Origin of the sequence: Flavobacterium sp. N3904 (genome assembly GCF_025947305.1) — a bacterium.
GTDB lineage: Bacteria > Bacteroidota > Bacteroidia > Flavobacteriales > Flavobacteriaceae > Flavobacterium.
In genome coordinates this window covers 1194422-1213956 of record NZ_CP110009.1, presented here as the reverse complement: position 1 = coordinate 1213956, position 19535 = coordinate 1194422, and the positions used below count along the sequence as shown (strand labels likewise).

Annotated in this window: 19 protein-coding genes; 6 read left to right on the top strand and 13 right to left on the bottom strand. The window is 33.8% G+C overall.

Going from position 1 to position 19535, the window contains the following annotated elements:
- Positions 1-146: 146 nt before the first annotated feature.
- Entirely contained in the window at positions 147-1493 is a 1347-nt protein-coding gene (locus tag OLM57_RS04910) for a serine hydrolase domain-containing protein (protein ID WP_264566121.1), read from the bottom strand.
- A 171-nt stretch (positions 1494-1664) separates the two neighbouring features.
- Here OLM57_RS04910 and OLM57_RS04905 point away from each other — a divergent pair, with 171 nt between their 5' ends.
- From OLM57_RS04905 to OLM57_RS04880, 6 genes are all read left to right on the top strand, one after another.
- The gene (locus OLM57_RS04905) at positions 1665-2879 is read left to right on the top strand and encodes an aminotransferase class V-fold PLP-dependent enzyme (RefSeq protein ID WP_264566120.1); all 1215 of its coding nucleotides are present in this window, start codon (positions 1665-1667) and stop codon (positions 2877-2879) included.
- A gap of 12 nt (positions 2880-2891) precedes the next feature.
- Positions 2892-3320: a hypothetical protein gene (locus tag OLM57_RS04900; protein ID WP_264566119.1), complete on the top strand. Its 429-nt coding sequence runs from the start codon at positions 2892-2894 to the stop codon at positions 3318-3320.
- Complete coding sequence (locus OLM57_RS04895; protein WP_264566118.1) at positions 3317-3739, top strand: SufE family protein; 423 nt, start codon at positions 3317-3319, stop codon at positions 3737-3739. Before OLM57_RS04900 ends, OLM57_RS04895 begins: the two co-directional genes overlap by 4 nt.
- Positions 3740-3745: 6 nt before the next feature.
- Complete coding sequence (locus OLM57_RS04890; RefSeq protein WP_264566117.1) at positions 3746-4069, top strand: SUF system Fe-S cluster assembly protein; 324 nt, start codon at positions 3746-3748, stop codon at positions 4067-4069.
- Positions 4070-4130: 61 nt separating this feature from the next.
- The gene (locus OLM57_RS04885) at positions 4131-4640 is read left to right on the top strand and encodes a DUF2480 family protein (RefSeq protein ID WP_264566116.1); all 510 of its coding nucleotides are present in this window, start codon (positions 4131-4133) and stop codon (positions 4638-4640) included.
- Positions 4641-4707: 67 nt separating this feature from the next.
- Positions 4708-5637: a DUF3078 domain-containing protein gene (locus OLM57_RS04880; protein ID WP_264566115.1), complete on the top strand. Its 930-nt coding sequence runs from the start codon at positions 4708-4710 to the stop codon at positions 5635-5637.
- A 49-nt stretch (positions 5638-5686) separates the two neighbouring features.
- Here OLM57_RS04880 and hflX read toward each other — a convergent pair whose 3' ends face one another.
- The 12 genes from hflX to OLM57_RS04820 all read right to left on the bottom strand — a co-directional run bounded on the left by hflX (position 5687) and on the right by OLM57_RS04820 (position 19493).
- On the bottom strand, positions 5687-6928 hold the full coding sequence (hflX, locus tag OLM57_RS04875) for a GTPase HflX (protein WP_264566114.1): 1242 nt from the start codon (positions 6926-6928) through the stop codon (positions 5687-5689).
- A gap of 164 nt (positions 6929-7092) precedes the next feature.
- Positions 7093-7860, bottom strand: a complete 768-nt coding sequence (locus tag OLM57_RS04870; RefSeq protein WP_264566949.1) for a Bax inhibitor-1/YccA family protein — start codon at positions 7858-7860, stop codon at positions 7093-7095.
- 72 nt (positions 7861-7932) lie between these two features.
- Positions 7933-9360, bottom strand: a complete 1428-nt coding sequence (locus OLM57_RS04865) for a murein hydrolase activator EnvC family protein (protein ID WP_264566113.1) — start codon at positions 9358-9360, stop codon at positions 7933-7935.
- A gap of 101 nt (positions 9361-9461) precedes the next feature.
- Positions 9462-10706: a murein hydrolase activator EnvC family protein gene (locus OLM57_RS04860; RefSeq protein ID WP_264566112.1), complete on the bottom strand. Its 1245-nt coding sequence runs from the start codon at positions 10704-10706 to the stop codon at positions 9462-9464.
- 23 nt (positions 10707-10729) lie between these two features.
- A complete protein-coding gene (locus OLM57_RS04855) occupies positions 10730-11533 on the bottom strand; it encodes a DUF4292 domain-containing protein (protein WP_264566111.1) in 804 nt (267 codons plus the stop codon).
- Positions 11533-12885 carry a tetratricopeptide repeat protein gene (locus OLM57_RS04850; protein ID WP_264566110.1) on the bottom strand — a complete coding sequence of 451 codons (1353 nt, stop codon included), beginning with the start codon at positions 12883-12885 and terminating at the stop codon, positions 11533-11535. The genes OLM57_RS04855 and OLM57_RS04850 overlap by 1 nt, the downstream gene beginning before the upstream one ends.
- 131 nt (positions 12886-13016) lie before the next feature.
- Positions 13017-14027: a sugar phosphate nucleotidyltransferase gene (locus OLM57_RS04845; protein WP_264566109.1), complete on the bottom strand. Its 1011-nt coding sequence runs from the start codon at positions 14025-14027 to the stop codon at positions 13017-13019.
- Between the two features lie 146 nt (positions 14028-14173).
- Positions 14174-14608: a dUTP diphosphatase gene (dut, locus tag OLM57_RS04840; protein WP_264566108.1), complete on the bottom strand. Its 435-nt coding sequence runs from the start codon at positions 14606-14608 to the stop codon at positions 14174-14176.
- A 116-nt stretch (positions 14609-14724) separates the two neighbouring features.
- On the bottom strand, positions 14725-16194 hold the full coding sequence (locus OLM57_RS04835) for a lipopolysaccharide biosynthesis protein (RefSeq protein ID WP_264566107.1): 1470 nt from the start codon (positions 16192-16194) through the stop codon (positions 14725-14727).
- Positions 16195-16383: 189 nt separating this feature from the next.
- Positions 16384-17814, bottom strand: coding sequence for an AAA family ATPase (locus tag OLM57_RS04830; protein WP_264566106.1), 1431 nt, complete (start codon positions 17812-17814; stop codon positions 16384-16386).
- 72 nt (positions 17815-17886) lie between these two features.
- Positions 17887-18717, bottom strand: coding sequence for an ATP-binding cassette domain-containing protein (locus OLM57_RS04825; RefSeq protein WP_264566105.1), 831 nt, complete (start codon positions 18715-18717; stop codon positions 17887-17889).
- Positions 18718-18722: 5 nt separating this feature from the next.
- Positions 18723-19493: an ABC transporter permease gene (locus OLM57_RS04820; RefSeq protein ID WP_264566104.1), complete on the bottom strand. Its 771-nt coding sequence runs from the start codon at positions 19491-19493 to the stop codon at positions 18723-18725.
- Between the last annotated feature and the right edge of the window lie 42 nt (positions 19494-19535).

Genomic DNA, 19535 nt, shown 5'->3' with positions numbered 1-19535 from the left:
ATAAAATCATCCCTAAACCTAGAAATAAAAAAACTTTCCCAAGATAAGGAATTATCCTAATCAAAAAGACAAGCGACAGTAAAGTAACCACAACTCCAATAATCAATACTAGAATTGATTTTAAAATTTTATCCATAAAAACACATTTATTTTCTCACACTCCCCACAATTCCAATCAACAATCCATTAAAATCAAATTGAGGTTCTTCTGTCAGACCCATCCTTACAATTACCAAATCCATAGACGGAATGATGGCTACCATTTGCCCTTGGAAACCGCTACAATAATACATATCTCTTGGAGCATCTGGAAAATGACTACCAGCATTGAGCCAAAATTGCGCACCATATCTTCCGTGAGAAGTGTTTGTGGGTGTTGAAACATACTTTGCCCAACTGGGATCAAATAATTGTTCTCCGTTCCAATTACCTTCGTGCAAATACAACAATCCCAATTTGGACCAATCTCTTGTGGTTGCCCAACCATAAGACGATCCAACATAATTCCCTGCCATATCCGTTTCAACAAGCATTGAATGCATTCCTATTTTATCGATCAAAGCCGAATACCAAAAATCCAAGTATTCTTGATGTGTTTTGAACTGCTTTCGCAAAATTCCAGATAATAAATTTGTCGTTCCGGAAGAGTAATTCCAATGTGAGTTGGGTTTGTAAATGGATGGCTTTAATAATTGTGTACGAGACATATCTTTATCATGAAAAAGCATTTGCGTTGCATCGCTAATTTTATCATACTCCTCCTCCCACTCCAAACCCGAATTCATGTGGAGCAAATCATTGGTCGTAATGTATTTTCGATTGTCATTTTGCCATTCGGCAATGGGAGCAGGTTTATAAATATCATATCGCCCTTGTTTTTGAAGTATTCCAAAAAGTGTTCCCGTAATGCTCTTGGTCATAGACCAACCCAGAATAACATTGTTTTTTGTAAAACCATCAGCATATTTCTCAGCAATGATTTTGTCTTTATAAATAACCAAAACTGAGCGTGTTCTTTTATAATTATTCCCTTTGGTATCAAATGCATTGGCAACAGCCTCATTCAATTTAGCGTAATCCACGTTGGCAAAAACAGTGTCTTTGGGTTCTAATTCGCCATAAGGAAAAGTCAAGTTGTTTTTTGTTTGTATTCTTTTGGGAATTTCATACGGTTTGGCAATATCAAAATCATCGTTGATTAATGTGGCTCCCAATCCTACCCGATAAATCGCTTTTCTCTTTTTTAAACCAAAAACCGTGGAGGTGGCAAATTTTCCAGACTCATTGATTTCATTGGTAGCCCAATCAATTACATCAAAAGCATCATCATTTTGCTCAATGAAATTTTGAGTATGATTGGCAATAAAATGACCAGAAGCCACACTTTTGGCCGAAAATCCAGATATCAACTCTAGTTTAGGATAATTGGTAAAACCAAAATAACCCAAGAATACCAAAAAAACAAAGGCACTTATTCTAAAATATTTTTTCATAATGAAAGATAATTACACCAATTTAGTAAAAAAAACAATACAAAAAAATTATAATCGATTATCAATCAATTAAGTTAGACTTACTATCTTTTTGCAATTATTAACTAATGTTTCTTAAAAAACTAAATCAATTGTATTACTTTTGTATTTAGAAAAATTCTAAATAAAGAAATGTTAGATATTCAAAAAATAAGAGCCGACTTTCCTATTCTTTCACAAAAAGTAAACGGAAAGCCTTTAGTATATTTCGATAATGGTGCCACTTCACAAAAACCGCAAGTGGTTATTGATGCGATTGCAAAGTATTATCAGGAAATCAATGCAAACATTCATAGGGGTGTTCATACATTAAGCCAACTGGCAACAGATGCTTATGAAATTTCCCGAGCGAAAGTGCAAAATCATATTAATGCAAAATTTCTTCACGAAGTACTTTTTACTTCGGGAACTACTTTTGGCATCAACCTCGTGGCCAATGGATTTGCTTCCATCCTAAAACCGGGTGATGAAGTGTTGGTTTCTGCATTGGAACACCACAGTAATATTGTGCCTTGGCAAATGCTTTGTGAAAAAACAGGAGCCACACTCAAAGTCATTCCGATGAATGAAAACGGGGAATTGATCATGAGCGAATACGATAAATTGCTTTCTCCAAAAACTAAAATTGTAACAGTAAACCATATTTCGAATGCTCTGGGAACAATCAATCCTATCAAATATATGATTGACAAAGCACACGAAGTTGGAGCAGCGATTCTGATTGATGGCGCACAGGCAGTACCACATTTAAAACCCGATGTTCAGGCATTGGATTGTGATTTTTATGCTTTTTCGGGACACAAAATGTGTGGTCCAACAGGAACCGGAATTTTGTACGGAAAAGAAGCTTGGTTGAATAAATTACCGCCGTATCAAGGTGGCGGAGAAATGATCAAAGAAGTGACTTTCGAAAAAACAACTTATGCCGATTTACCTCATAAATTTGAAGCCGGAACACCTAATATTGCAGGTGGAATAGTTCTAGGAACTGCCATTGATTATATGAATGAAATTGGGTTTGAAAACATTCAAAAGCAAGAATTAGACTTATTGGATCACGCCACAAAGCGATTATTAGAAATCGAAGGTTTAAAAATTTATGGAACGTCAACAGAAAAAACTTCGGTTGTCTCTTTTAATATAGAAGGCATTCATCCCTACGATATTGGAACCATCATTGACAAATTGGGAATCGCGGTAAGAACAGGTCACCATTGTGCCCAGCCGATTATGAATTTCTTTGAAATTCCAGGAACAATAAGAGCATCATTTTCTTTTTACAATACCAAAGAAGAAATAGACATAATGGTCGATGCAGTAAAAAAAGCTAAAATGATGTTGTCTTAAAACCAAAACTTTATGAAAATTGTATCACTCTTGTTTTTAACGTTGTTTCTTGGAAAAAGTTGCCAAAGTCAGAACCTGGATATGGAAACTGCCAAAATCGAATACACGGCCAATTCAAGAGGATTGTATAACAACACTGTTGTAGAAAACAAAACGGTAGCAGTTACGAATACAAGAGATGGAAAGCCCGTTTCCAATTCGCTTACCGATGCCCAATGGAGTAGTTTAATCAAGGAATTCCAAAAGGTGAATTTGGAGGAAATTCAGAGTTTGAAGGCACCTACCGAAAAGCGTTTTCATGATGGAGCGGCAATGGCCAATTTGAAAATTACCTATAAAGGAAAAACATATGAAAGCCAAACTTTCGACAATGGATTTCCTCCCGAGAAAATAAAGAAATTAGTAAACACAATACTATCCTTTTCAAAAAAAGAAGAATGACAATAAAAGAAATACAAAACGAAATTATAGACGAATTCTCCATGTTTGACGACTGGATGCAACGATACGAATACATTATTGATTTGGGTAAAAATCTTCCTTTAATCAAAGAAGAATTCAAAACTGACAACAATCTGATCAAAGGATGTCAATCCAAAGTGTGGTTGCAAGGAGAGCAAAATGGTGACAAAATTGTCTTTACAGCCGATAGTGACGCTATTTTAACCAAAGGAATAATCGCAATTTTAATCCGGGCTTTTTCAAACCAAAATGCAACGGATATATTAAACGCCGATACCGATTTTATTGACGAAATAGGATTGAAAGAACATCTTTCGCCAACAAGAGCCAACGGATTGGTTTCAATGATAAAAAATATTAAAATGTATGCTTTGGCATTCGATGCTAAAAAAAATTAAACCGATATGAGTCAAGAAATAAATACCGCAGAATTAGGAGAATCTATTGTAGCAAAATTGAAAACCATTTACGATCCAGAGATTCCTGTAGATATCTATGAATTGGGATTGATTTATGACGTAATGGTCAATACAGATTATGAAGTAAAGGTTCTCATGACGCTTACTTCGCCAAACTGTCCGGTAGCTGAGAGTTTGCCAAGAGAAGTAGAAGAAAAAATAAAATCAATAGAACATGTGAAAGATGCTGAAGTAGAAATCACTTTTGATCCACCATGGAGCAAAGATTTGATGAGCGAAGAAGCAAAATTAGAATTAGGGATGTTGTAAAATTTGTTCAAAGTTTAAGGTTGTGCAACTTTAAACTTTTAAATCTTTTAAACTTTTAGAAATGGAAGAAATAATCAATAAAGTAGCGAATAGCGTTCTGGAAGTTTTCGATCTTGAAGACTATTATCCGGCCGGAGTTCGTGTGCAAATCGATATTTCACAATGGCTTTTTGAAGGCTTTTTGTTAAAAGAAAAAGACTTTAGAGAACAACTTAACAGTCAGGATTGGTCTCAGTATAAAGACCAATATGTTGCTGTTTCTTGTGGGACAGATGCCATTATCCCAAAGTGGGCAATCATTTTAGTCACCATGCATTTGGCTCCTTATGCCAAGAAAATAATCAATGGATATATAGAAGATTTGGATTCGGCTTTGTATGAAGAATTACTTGCAAAGATTGACTATACCGTTTATCAGGACAAACCCGTTATCATAAAAGGCTGTTCCAGAAAACCTGTCCCGATGCGCGCATACGTTTTGGCAGCACAATATTTACAGCCTTACGCCAGAAGCATCATGTATGGAGAAGCGTGTTCAGCTGTTCCCTTGTACAAATCACCAAAAAAATAATTTAATTCCTTGAATAATAAGGCTTTATTCTTTTTATTATATTTGTGTTATAACTAATACTCTTACAATGAAAAAATTTATCCTGTTAGCCTTTTTGCTACCCCTTTCATCGTTATTTTATGCCCAATCCTCAGAAAAAGATTTAATAAAAAAAACTGAAGATGCAGCCAAAGTTTTAGAGGACACAATCAAAGATGGTTGGAAGTCTAAAGGTAAAGTTACATTCCTTTTTAATCAAGCCAATTTTAATAACTGGATTGCCGGGGGAGAAAATAGTTTTTCAGGTAATTTAGGTGCTGATTATAAACTGGATTATAAAAAAAAGGATTACACCTGGGAAAACAGAATTATTGCATCCTATGGTTTACTTCAAACGCAAAATTCAAGTTTTGAAAAGAAAACCGATGATCAACTTGAAATCAATTCATTATTGGCAAAAAAAGCAAAAGGCTATTGGTATTATTCCTTTTTAGTCAATTTTAGGACCCAATTTACCAAAGGATATTTTTATTCTCAAGATGCCAATGGTGCCGAAGTAAGAGAAGAAAATACCAACTTTATGTCTCCCGGTTATTTGCTTTTTGGTCCGGGAATGTTTTGGAAAAAGAATGAAGATTTCAAAATAAATTTAGCTCCTTTAACATCAAGATTAACTTTTGTAGACAATGCCTATACATCGGTTCCTGGATATGTCGATTACAGTTATTTTGGAGTTGCTGCTAATAAAAGTATGTTATATCAACTCGGTTTTAATGCATCTGCCTACTATAAATTTAAGATTATGGAAAATGTTACTGCCGAAAATCTGTTGAATTTATATTCTAATTATCTCAAAGACCCACAGAACATTGACATTAATTATACTATTAACATTGTAATGAAAATCAACAAAATATTATCGGCTAATTTTAATTTTCAAGCTATTTATGATGATGATGCTTTTGCAGGTTTCCAAACTAAAGAAGTATTTGGTGTAGGTGTTAATTATGATTTTTAATGCAATAGAAAAGACCTTTTAGATGATTCTAAAAGGTCTTTTCTATATTTTATTCATTCTCTTCTTTATCTTCCTTCTCAATTGCATCTTTATAATCGGGATATAAAAACTTATTGTATGGAAAACGAGTAATGTGAATTTGTCGAACAGCTTCGTAAACCCGTTCCCTGAATTCTTCAAAATTTTCTTTATTTGTTGCCGAAATAAACAAAGCTTTTTCGCCACCCAATCGGTGCATCCAAGTTTGTTTCCATTCCTCCAACGTAAAATGTCTTGGTGTCTTTTCGGTCATTAAATCATCTTCATCAATGGTCAAATGTTTGTAGGCATCAATCTTGTTGAAAACCATGATAACTGGTTTGTCATTGGCTTTAATATCAAGCAACGTTTGGTTTACCGATTCAATATGATCTTCAAATTCCGGATGCGAAATATCTACAATATGCAGTAGCAAATCGGCTTCTCGAACTTCGTCTAATGTACTCTTAAACGAATCAACCAGTTGGGTTGGCAATTTTCTAATAAACCCAACAGTATCCGAAAGCAAGAAAGGTAAGTTTTTGATCACTACTTTTCGAACTGTCGTATCGAGTGTAGCAAAAAGTTTGTTTTCAACAAATACATCACTTTTTCCAACCGCATTCATCAAAGTCGATTTTCCAACATTGGTATAGCCTACCAAAGCCACGCGAACCATTGCGCCACGATTACTTCGTTGCACACCCATTTGTTTGTCGATTGTTTTGATCTTCTCTTTCAATAACGCTATACGATCCCGAACAATACGTCTGTCGGTTTCTATCTCCGTTTCTCCAGGTCCGCGCATTCCAATACCTCCTTTTTGGCGTTCTAAGTGTGTCCACATTCCAGAAAGTCTAGGTAGTAAATATTGGCATTGCGCCAGTTCTACTTGTGTTCTTGCATAAGAGGTTTCGGCTCTTTGAGCAAAAATATCAAGGATTAAGTGTGTTCTGTCAAGGATTTTACAATCGATTATTCTGGAGATATTCTTTTGTTGCGAAGGCGATAATTCATCATCAAAAACAAGCGTTGAGATATCATTCTCTTTTACAAAAAGATTAATCTCCTCTATTTTTCCTGTTCCCACAAAGGTTTTGGGATTTGGTCTTTCCATCTTTTGCGAAAAGCGTTTGACTACTTCCCCCCCTGCGGTAAATGTCAAAAACTCCAATTCGTCAAGATATTCATTGAGTTTCTCTTCACTTTGGTTTTGGGTCACAATTCCAACTATGGCTGTTTTTTCGAAATTTATTGTTTCTTTTTCTAACATGTCTTTAAATAAGGATACAAATTTAATGATTTGACAGGTATGAATCCATTTATTCGCTTTATAAATAAATTTTTAAAATTGAATTAGTATTATTTCACAAACTTAAATCCAAAAAAAATACCCTTCGGTAAGGAAGGGTATAATTTATAAAATAATTTTAAATCTTATTTTTTAGACAATTTTGAAAGCAATCTTAAGAATTCGATATACAACCAAACGAGTGTAACCATTAATCCCATGGCACCGTACCATTCCATATATTTTGGCATTTTTTGCTCTGCTCCTTTTTCTATTCTGTCAAAATCCAAGAATAAATTTAAAGCTGCAATTACAATTACAAAAACACTAATACCAATACTCATCATAGAATTTCCATAATGCACCGGTGTAAAACTGGTAAACATTGAAAATACCCAAGAAATCAAATAATAAGTAGCAATGGCAAGTGTGGCAGCCATAACGACCGATTTGAATTGTTCTGTTACTTTTACAATTTTATATTTGTACAATCCCAAACAAACAGCAAAAGTAACAAAAGTCGCTCCAACGGCTTGCGTTACAATTCCAGGATATTGTGTTTCAAATATAGCAGAGATTCCGCCTATGAACAACCCTTCAAACAAGGCATAACCAGGAGCTAAATATGGAGAATATTGTGGTTTGAAAGCTGCGATTACGACCAAAATTAATCCAACGATTGCTCCGCCAAAAGCAGGAACAATTGGGTTCATTCCGTTAAAAGTAGCCCACCAAATAACTGTTGCCGAAGCGATAAGCAGGAAAAAAAGAATCAAACTTTTATTCATTGTACCTGCCAAGGTCATGTCTTGGTTGTCATCAATAATCGTAGCATGATGAACTTCGTCTTTTCTTGAAACTGCTGTTGAAAAAGTTTTATTATTTAAAAAAGGATTATTCGAATTCATATTTATTAGATTTTAATTTTATCAAATATAATTTTAATTTTTCAGAAGACTGTTTAATTATTCTTAATTTTTTTACTGCTATTTACCCGCAAGCCAGGCTCTGGGATTGGCATAAGTAGTGTTTTGTGTGATGGCAAATTTCAGTATTGTTTTTCCCTCTCCATTGGTTCTTATTTTTCCTAAGCTTTGTCTGGTGCTTACTTTATCGCCTTTGCTTACACTGACAGAACTAAGGTTTTGATACAAAGTGAAAAAGTCACCATGTTGCAACATCACCACTTTATTAACTGGAGAAATAATTATAACACTGGCTACCTCTCCTGCAAAAACGGCTCTTGCACTTGATCCAGAATCTGTAGAAAATTCGAGTCCGCTATTATGAATTACCAATGTTTTGTAAACGGGATGTGCCTGATCTCCAAATCCTAATGAAATATAACCTCGCTCTACCGGCCAAGGCAATTTTCCTTTATTGGCTTTAAAATTATCCGAGTCTATTTTGCCGTCTGATGTCAAAACCATTTTGGATGAAGAAACAGCGACTGCTGGAGCAACGGTTGTTTCTTTTGCAATTGCTTTTTCTACCTCTTTTGGAATGGGAATTGGTTTTGGTGCCGGTTTCGAATTGGCTTTGGCTTTTGCAGCTGCAATCGCATTGGCTTTTTCAATTTCCTTCTTTTTTGCTAATGCCTTGGTTCTTTCCAATTCATTGGCTTTGGCTATTGCATCTGCTTTGGCCTTTTCTCTGGCCGCTTTTTCTCTGGCTGCTTTTCTGTTTGCCTCGGCTATGGCCTTGCGAATTAATCTATCTATTTTCTTATCTATTGCTTTGGCTTCTTGCTGCTTTTTCTTGATATCGGCAATAATTTTATTTTTATCTTTTTTTAATGAATCAACTAGCCTTTGTTGTTCTTGCTTTTCTTTTTCCAAAGACAAACGTTCTTTGTCATTTTCGCTAATGAGCTGTTCTTTGGCGCTTTTTTGAACATCCAATTTGGCTATAAAAGCATAAAGCTGATTTGTTCTAGACTGTATCTCCTGCCCTTGCTGTCTTCTGTAATTTGTGTATTGTTTCATGTACTGAGCCCTTTTATAGGCTTGCAAAAAACTCTCCGAAGACAATAAAAACATCGCCCGACTTTCCTCAGACCTGCTTTTATATGATTGCACAATCATTTTGGCGTAATCTTCTTTTAACAATAAAAGTTCTCTTTCTAACTTATTGATGTGAAGCTGATTTATATAGATAGTATTTCCCAGAAACTTTGTTTGCTTTTCGGTTGTAGATATCAGTTCTTCTTTAAGTTTGATTTTATTTTTTTGCAGGACAATAGCTTTGGTTGCTGTTTTTTCTTGTTTCTTAACCGTTTGCAATTTGCTTTCGTTTTCTCGAATCTCTTTTTGAATTTGGGCTTTTCGCTCTTCTAATTTTTTTTGTTGATTGTCTTGACTCCAAAGAAAAGTCGATGTAATTAGAAAAATAAGGCTTAGAAAATATTTTAACATCTTAATATATATAGTGCTAACTTAATGAATGATATTTTTAAAAAACAGCATTACTTTATTCTGGCAAATAAAATAGTGCTGTGTCTGTTTGAGCAATACGGTTACATGTTATACAACCAAGTTGCAGGATTATTATAAGTGGTGTTTTGTGAAATAGTAAACTTCAAGATGGTTTTCCCTTCTCCATTGGTTCTTATTTTTCCTAAATTTTGTTTAATATTTACTTTATCTCCCTTGCTTACCGAAACTGAACTTAGATTTTGATACACTGTAAAACAATCCCCATGTTGCACTACAACTGCTTTGTTTACTGGAGACAAAACAATAACACTGGTCACTTCTCCGCCAAAAACCGCTCTCGCATATGCCCCTTGTTCAGTGGTGATTTCCACTCCGCTATTATGTATGACAAGGCTTGGATAAACAGGATGTGGCTGATCGCCAAATCCTAGCGACACAAAACCTTTCTCTACTGGCCAAGGTAATTTTCCTCTATTGGCTCTAAAATTATCTGCCAAAATTTTTGATTCGGCTGTTAATACAATTTTGGAAGATGTATAAGCAGGAACGGGAGCATTCGGATTTGCTTTTGCGTTTTCTGTTGCTGCTTTTCTATTTGCTTCAGCAATGGCTTCTCGAATCAATCGATCAATTTGTCTATCAATAGCTCTTGATTCCTGTTGCTTCTTTTTGATTTCGTTCGTGATTTTTTTCTTGTCTTTTTTTATCGCATTAACCAATTTTAATTGTTCCCTTTTTTCCTTTTCGAGGGATAATTTCTCTTTGGTGTTTTCGGCTAATAATTTCTTTTTGGCTGCTTTTTGAACATTCAGTTTTTCATTAAATCCTAAAAGTTCATTGGTTTTTGATTTTATTTCTTCGCCTTGCATTTTTCTATAGCTCGTATATTGTTTCATATACTGTGCTCTTTTGTAGGCCTGCAGGAAATTCTCTGAGGACAATAAAAACATGGCTCGGCTTTGCTCAGATCTACTTTTGTACGACTTGACAATCATCTTGGCGTAATCTTCCTTCAGAATTACCAACTCCCGATTCAATTTATTAATTTTCATCTGATTGATATACATGTCATTACTGAGAATCTTAGTTTGTTTCTCTGTAGTATAAATCAATTTTTCTTTGAGTTTGATTTTATTGCTTTGCAAAATAATCACGCTTACGGCCGATTTTTCTTTTTTCTTTACCGTTTGCAACATTTTTTCGTTATCCAATATTTCTTGTTGAATCTCGGCTTTTCGTTTTTCTAATTTTTCTTGTTGCGTTTCTTGCCCCCAAATTACTGAGGTCAGACATAAAAAAATTAGACTTAAGAGAAATTTTCGCATTGTACAATTATATTTGTTCAAATTTACTTAATTAATATTCTTTTATAACCATTTGGAACACTATATGGAAAAGTAAGTTCTTCGTTGATGGTTATTGCATTGTATCCCAAACTAATTTCGGTTTTTCCCTTTTCTTGTTCTGCATTTATAAAAACGGTTGATGGAAATTGAGATTCATTGTATATTTTATAATCCGAATAAGAAACTTGTATCATTCTGTTTTTATCAGTTTGGGTAATTTCCTGTTTGTTTAATAAAAATTTCTCCATATCAAAAAAGAAATATTTCTTGGTTGTTCCATTCGAAATGTCTTCCAATCTATAGGTTTGATCTACCAATGAATCTTGGTATTTCCCTTTTGTTAAATCGTCCATTGTTTGGCCAATCAACATGTTTTGAACTTTTGCATAATCCAAATCTGTTCCAAGCCATTGACTTAATGAACTAAAATCACCTTCAAAATAAGTTCCTCCTATTTTTTCGTAATAACTCACTACTGTTGGTGTTATTGATGCTTTGGCCATCGTTATTCCAAGAAAACGAATGCTAACTAAAATTTGTTCGTCCTTTTTAATTTTGATTTCGGCAGTTACGTTTTGAGTCTGCTTTTCATCGCTATATTTTACATTGGCTTTGATGTACAATGTGGTAAAGTCACTTTTATTGGAATAATAGTTTTCTATAATTCGTTTCGTATTCATACGGTTTGAATCTGTATTTTTATTCTCTGTTACCACTTTTGCTTTTGCTTTGCAGGACACGAGTGTTAACGAACTGCTTATGCAAACCACTAAAACAAAAAGTACTCTTATTAAAAATCGATTCATTATTTTTTTTCTTTAATTAATTGATTGGCTTTATTGAAATACAACTCTTTCTTGTTCTGATCTCCCAAACCATTAAACGCTTCTCCAAGCTGAATGTTAAAGTTAATTTCTAAAGCCTTATTTTCTACCACATAATCCAGGCCCATTTCCAATACCTCTTTTGCTTTTTTATACTGTTGCAACTGATTGTAGGCCATTCCTGCATAATAATAAAACTGTGGTTCAGCAGGAAAAGTATCAATCATGGCCAATGCTTTTTTATTTACTTGATCAAACTGTTTCAATTCTGTGTTGGCTTGAAGCCAAAGTAAATTTGTCTCTAAGTCAATCTCAGCGCTGTTCTTCTCGGATAAATCATAATATTTAATGGCATTTTCCCATTGCTTTTTATTGTGATAAAACTTCCCTATCTCTTTGGCTACATTTACTTCCTTATCTGTTTTAAAATACCCAATTGCATTGTCCAAATCTGGAATAAACTGTGGATTTGAATTGGTGAAAAGCAAAAACTCATTCAGAATTCTGTGTTTTATTTTTGAATCAATTTTGGGACTTGCCAAAACAATGTTCATCGCTTTTACAGCATTTACTCCGTCATTCTGCTCTAAATAACTTTTGAATAAACTCACTTGCGCCCAAACCGATTCCGGAATTTCTTTTTCTAATTTTTTAGATATTTCCGTTGCTTTTGCTTCTTCATTACTATTAGAATACAAAAAAATCAAAGCAATATAATTTGATTCTTCTTTTGGGTTTTTGTTGATTTGATCTATTAAATTACCAATCTCTGTGTTTTGATATTTCCCTTCAGATAAGATTTCCATTTTGTACATTTCGCGCCTGTCAGTCTTTCCTGTTTTTTCGTTCAATTCGTTTATACCGGCAAGCGCTTTATCAAACTGTCGGGTTGCCATATAAAGGGAAACCAAATCTTCTTTGTATTCCGGATCAAATGGAATAATTTTTTGTACAATTATTATCGCTTGGTTAAAATCTTTAGTTTGATAACACACATCGTACATTCCAACCCAAAACCATTTGTTGCTGGCGTCAATTTGTGTTGCGTGCTCAAAAGAGGAATAAGCATTTTTATAATCTTTGGAAGCCAAATAATTTTTTCCCATTTCAAAATAAACCGTTGCATCATTGGGTTTTAGTTTTGCACATTGTTCTAAAGCCGCTAATGATTTATCGTAGTTTTCAATGCTTTTTTGAAATAAAGATTCATAAAAAAAATCTTGAAATTTGTCACTCTCCACTTTAATTTCCTCAGGTTCGGCTTGTGCCAATACCGTAACAGTATTGCTAAGCAAAAGAGAAAACGCAAATAGGAAAGTCCATTTTTTTATCATTGAAAAAAGAAATCTTTAAAAACAAAATCAACAATACAGTTGACTTTGCAAAATAAATTAAAAAAACAACAAAGCAGCATAATAAAAACTTAAATAATGCTGCTTGATATTTATTAAATGTTGGTTTTTGTTTATTCTAAAACCGAATAATCACCTATGCTTATATGCTTAAAATTACCATCAAAACTAGCATGATTTCCGATCATGGCATTGTCTAAAATGGCGTTTTTTATATGCGAATGCGTTTGTATCAAACTGTTTTGAATTGTGCTGTTTTGAATGTGACAAGCATCTCCCAAAGATACATTTGGTCCAACAGTAGCGTTGATTAAAATTACATCTTTTCCAATATAGCAAGGCGGAATAATCGTCGAATTCTCTAGCTTAACAGATGAATCCACCAGATTGATTCCGTCATTGTGCAGAAAACCTAACATCCTGGAATTGGTTTCTACAGTAACATCTTTATTACCACAATCCATCCATTCGTCTACTTTTCCAGGAACAAATTTCATGCCTTTGGCCATCATTTGTTTTATTCCATCATTTATTTGATATTCTCCCCCATGAATAATGTTATTATCCAACACTGATTGAAGTTCGTTTTTTAAGATGGCGATATCTTTAAAATAATAAATTCCGATAACGGCAAGGTCTGAAACAAACTCTTTTGGTTTTTCAACCAATTCAATTATTTCATTGGCTTCATTTAAACTTACTACACCAAACGCTTCTGGCTGATCTACTTGTTTTACCCAAATTACACTATCGGCATTGGCGTCTAAATCAAATTTGGCGCGAATTAAAGTGTCGGCATAAGCTATAACAGCTGGTCCGCTCAAAGAATCTTTGGCGCACATAATAGCGTGACCGGTTCCAAGCGCTTCATTTTGATAATAAATAGTTCCTTTTGCACCTAACTTTTGGGCAATTGCAACTAAATCTTCTTCTACCTTTTTTCCAAAACTTTCGTGAATGATGAAAGCAATTTCTTCAATATCCTGATTTAAAACTCCCGCGATATCTTCGACCAAACGGTGTACGATCGGTTTTCCGGCAACGGGAATTAAAGGCTTAGGAATGGTTAAGGTATGTGGGCGAAGACGTGATCCGCGTCCTGCCATTGGTACGATTATTTTCATTTGGTTTGGTTATTTTATTGCAAATTGTACGGTTTAAAAGTACACTAAGCTATATTATTATTCTATTTTTAAAAGATTAAAAGTAGATTCATTTACTACTCATTCTCTTTTTTTGTATTCTGTAATCTGCTACTAAATACTGCAAACTACTTCACTCCCGTACTCCCAAATCCGCCTGTTCCTCTTGAAGTTTCGTTTAATTCCTTAACTTCAATCCATTCGGCGCGTTCGTGTTTGGCGATGATCAGTTGGGCAATGCGTTCTCCGTTTTCAATAACAAATGGATCGTTGGATAAATTTACTAAAATTACTCCGATTTCGCCTCTATAATCGGCATCGACTGTTCCGGGAGCATTAAGAACGGTTATCCCATTTTTTGCAGCCAATCCGCTTCTGGGCCTGACTTGAGCTTCATAACCAATAGGCAATTCTATAAAAAGACCTGTTTTTACAATGGTTCTTTCCAAAGGTTGTAATGTTATAGCTTCAGATAAATTAGCTCTTAAATCCATTCCTGCCGAAGCTATGGTTTCATAATTAGGCAATGCATGCTGTGATTTGTTGATGATGTTAATTGTCATTATTTTTTTAATATAAATATGTTGATTGCGGTCTGGCCTAGCCCTGATGGAAACGGCATCCTTTTCCTTTTTTCTTTAAAAAGGGAAAGATTGTAACGGATAGCAGGAAATAGCTCCTAATTTTTAGTTGGACGTTTTAAAATTCGTAACAGCATTTCTTTTTCATTATAATAGATAAAGCCCATAAATATCCCTAAAAGTAAAATTCCAACATAATAATTCTCCCTAAAACCATAAAAAGAAATACATGAAAAACCGATAGATAATCCTAAATAACCTCCTATTTTTTTCTTGTCGTAAGGGATTGGATAATATTTGTTTCCGAGATAATAAGAAATAAACATCATGCTACCGTATGCAGAAATCGTCGCAATTGCCGAGCCATAATAACTGTATTTGGGAATCAATAGATAGTTTAATACCAATGTTACCACGGCACCAACTATTGAAATATAAGCCCCGACATAAGTCTTATCGATGAGTTTGTACCAAACGGAAAGGTTCGTGTAAATTCCAAGAAAAAAATTGGCCAAAATAATTAACGGAACCACTTTCATCGCTTCCCAATAGGAAGAATTTGGAATCATAACTTGTTTTAAAAGATCGGCAAATACAATTACAGACAATAGAATAAAGGAACCAAAAATCACGAAATATTTGGTAACCGTCGCATACGTTTGTTGCGCATTCTCATTGGATGCATGGCTGAAAAAGAATGGCTCGATTCCTAAGGTATATGCCGTCCTGTACAAAACCATAAAAAGTCCTAACTTATAACAGGCAGAATACACCCCCACTTGCTCTGCAGCTATGTTAGCCGGTAATAATTTACCCAAAAGGATTTTGTCAAATTGTTCGTTGATGGCAAAGGCAATTCCCGCAATCATAATAGGCAATCCATAACGCATCATCCTTTTCCAAAGTTCAGAATCAAATTTCCATTTTATTGTAAAATAGTCTGGGAAAAGCACCACAAAAGTTAGAAAACTGGCAATGATATTGGCCAGAAAAATGTAACCTAACTGAAAATTTTCAATGAAAACAGAACTTAGAAAACTATCCGGTTGCGAAACGGCCACTTTTGGCAAATACAATAAAAAGAACAAATTGAAACTAAGATTGACAATAACATTACCTATTTTTATTAAGGCATAAAATTTTGGTCGTTGGTTGGCTCTCAACTTGGAAAAAGGAATTATTACTAAAGCATCAAGGGCTAAAATCCATATAGTGTACGTGATATATTGAACATCAACACCAGCAGCAAGCGCTAATGTATTTCGTAAAAGTAAGGATACGAAAACAAATAGAATAGTAGACCAAAAAATAGAAACCATAGTCGTTTCTATCACACTTTCTTTGTTTGTTTCCTTATTGTAGAACCTAAAAAAAGCAGTTTCCAAACCGTAAGCCAATATGACATTGAAAAAAATCACATATGCATAAATTATGGATAATACTCCATAGGCTTCTTTTGGCAATAAACCCGTATATAAAGGAACCAAAAGGAAACCAAACATCCTAGGTATTACTGTCGCAAGTCCATAAATGGCAGTTTGTTTAAAAAGCTTTTTATATAATCCCAAAATTATTTTTATGTTAATTATTATAAAAACAAAAATAACCAATTCTTTGGTTATTTTTTGTGTTTTGTGGTTGAATAAAGTTGAAAAATGATTTAGTGTCTTAAGATAGTTTACTGCAATCAATTTCGATATACATAGAAAACCCTTAGAGGCAGCGAAACGAAAACAATTGTTTTTCTTAAGGTTAGTCTATTCTTGAAAAAAACTGACTTGTCTTTGGGTTTCTTTAGGTTCGGGAATATCTGCCTCGGTGAAAGTTTTTAATATTTCCTGATTAAGTGAAGGTAAATTTACTATTCTATTAGCTTGATTTTGAACGCATTTTTCAAATAAATTACGAACTACTCTTGCATTCCCAAAATTTTCATCCTTTTTTGAATACAGCAATTCAAAAGTATCTGTTAGTTTTTCTTTGGCATACGAATCAATTATAAAATCAGAACTTTTGCAAAAATTTTCAAAAATTAAAAATAATTGTTCCGGAGAAAAATGATTAAAACGAAAAAAGCGATTGAATCGAGAGCGCAATCCTGGATTTGATTCCACAAAATCTTTCATTGGTTCCGTATATCCAGCCACAACGACTGCCAAATCGCCACGATGATCTTCCATTCTTTTCAATAAAGTATTAACCGCTTCAGAACCATAATCATTACCCAAAGCATTTTGAGTCAATGCATATGCCTCGTCAATAAACAATACACCTCCCAAACTTTCTTCAACGACTTTGTCTACTTTTGGAGCCGTTTGTCCTACATAGCCCGCAACCATTCCTTCCCTGTCTGTTTCATACATTTGACCCTTTGACAAAAAACCTAAATGTTTAAATATCCTGCTCAAAAGTCTGGCAACCGATGTTTTTCCAGTTCCCGGAGGTCCCAAAAAAACCGTATGTAAAGTAACCTCAATGTTTTTTAATCCTTCAGAAGAACGTTTTTTTTGGACTTCCAAAAGGTTTATCAGTTCATAAACATCTTTTTTTACTTCCTCCAATCCTATTAATTGTTCTAATTCCTGAAGTACAATTTCCAAAGAATCATTCTCCGAAATAGAGGTGAGATCCGAATTTTCATTTTTTTTATCCTTCCCTTTAAAACCAATAAATGTTTCAAAATCCTTTCTATTCTTAAAAGTAATATCAAAAGAATACTGAAGAAAATTTTGATATTTATCTAAAATCCATTCGTATTTAGGATCGTTGATTTCCAATAAAACACCTGGAATAAAGTATTTTTGCTCATTTGGTTTTAACCCAAGTAAGCTGTTGTCATTTCTAATTTTTGAAATATGCTTTTTGAAGTTTTCTGTAACAACTAAAGTGTTTAAATTAATAACTTCTTTTTCATCAGCAAAACTGGAATTCCGTAAAACATCATAATAATAAGCTAAAGTGAATCTGGCTTTATCATTTTCTTTCCCCAAACACAGATTGTACATTGCTATACAGTCTGATAGAAAAAAATGTTCTGCCTTTAGCAACAGTCCGTTTTGATTGTTTGAAATTACCACTTCATTTATTTTCTGAATAAATAAATCCTCTTTGTTTAATTCAGCACAAATGGCAAGGATTTTTGAAGTTTCTTCTCTTAATTCTTGAATAAATGAAGCAGTAAAAGCCATTGTTCTTATGTTTATTTCTGGTTCTAAAATAGTATAGAAACAGAATGAATTACATTTTTAAAGTACACTTTATTATGAAATCATCATTTGATGCACAATCTCTTTGCACAATTTTCTATGTCCTTCGCCAAATTCTGTCCAAGCCAATCCAATGTCTCTAAGGTCATACTTCGCAACTATGGTTCCATATTTTTCTTGTTTTCCATTGATAGTTGGATGTCCAATTACATAAATGGATTGTGCCAATTCCAAAGCTAATTCAATATCATGTGTAGAAAATATAACGGTATTGTAATCTGAAGTTTTACAAAGTAAAGCAAACGATTTTTTTACTTCTTCAATATTCCCAACATCCAAACCAGAGAAAGGTTCATCCAATACAATAAAATTATCCGAAGAAAACAACTGTTCTATAATTGCTGTTCTTTGTCTTTGTCCTCCGGAAAGTTCATTAGGATATTTATCAATACAATTTTCTAAGCCCCATACTTTTACATACTCTTTTATTTTACTTTCTTTTTCAGTATCCGAAAGAGTCGTTTTTCTTAATGAAAACTTCAGTGCTTGATGAACCGTTTTGTGTCTGAACAAAGTGTATTTTTGATCTACAAAACCAATATCGCCTTCTTTAACAAGTTTGGCTGCATTTGGTTCTTTATTTTCAAAGTCGCGAATCAATATTTTTCCATCCGTACAAGGAACCAATCCTGTTAACGCCTTGAAAAAAGTAGATTTTCCTCTTCCTGATCTTCCCACAAATGCTATGACTTGCCCTGTACAATCAACTCCTTCACGTATTACATCCTTTTCAGTAAGGTTTATGTCTTTTATAATAACAGTGTCATCATAGGCAACACTAAGATTTTCAACATATAAAAGCGTTTCTTTATATTCGTGTTTCATATAACTTATATTTTTGAATATCTAAATATTGTTTTCCTTAAAAAATTAATCCCAGCATCCAGTCCCAATCCTATTAACAAAATAATAATTTGAAGTGCTATTATTCGGCCAGTATTCATGAATTTGTCTGAGTTTTTTATCAAAAATCCTAATCCCCCAGAAGCCACAACTATTGATTCTACTGTAACTAGCATCATCCATGTAATCGCTAGGTTTTGTCTAATTACATCAATAACATAATCCAGTCTTCCCAGAATAATAACTTGCCAAAGTACTTCTAATCTACTGCATTTTAAAGTTTTGGCATGGTCGAATTCTTCTTGTGGAATGTCTTTGATAACCGCAATTAATGAAGTTGTCAAGAATGTAGTCAAAAATATTACCAAAATCCAAACTTGCATTGTTCTCGCTTCGTGAATTACCATTGTGATATAAAACGACAATCCGGTAAAAGGTAGAAAACGAAATTTAGTTACAAATTCTGAAATTGATTTTAAAAGCGGAATCGGCCAAGAATAGGCAAAAATCAATGAGATTATGGTTGCCAAAAATATGGATAAGAAACATAATTGCAACGAATGTGCAATATGCACTACCAAACCTTCATTATACAAATCTGTAAATCCAGTTAAAACTTGACTTGGGGACGGAAAAAGATGTTTTGTCCCTGAAGTACCTATAAACCAAATTACAATCAAAAGAATCAACCAACCCAATAAAATTAATGTTTTGTTGGTTTTAGATAATTTTTCAAAAGGGATAAAAATTTTTATCATAAAAGTATTTTAAAAAAGCAAAGACACAGCTATCCACTAATG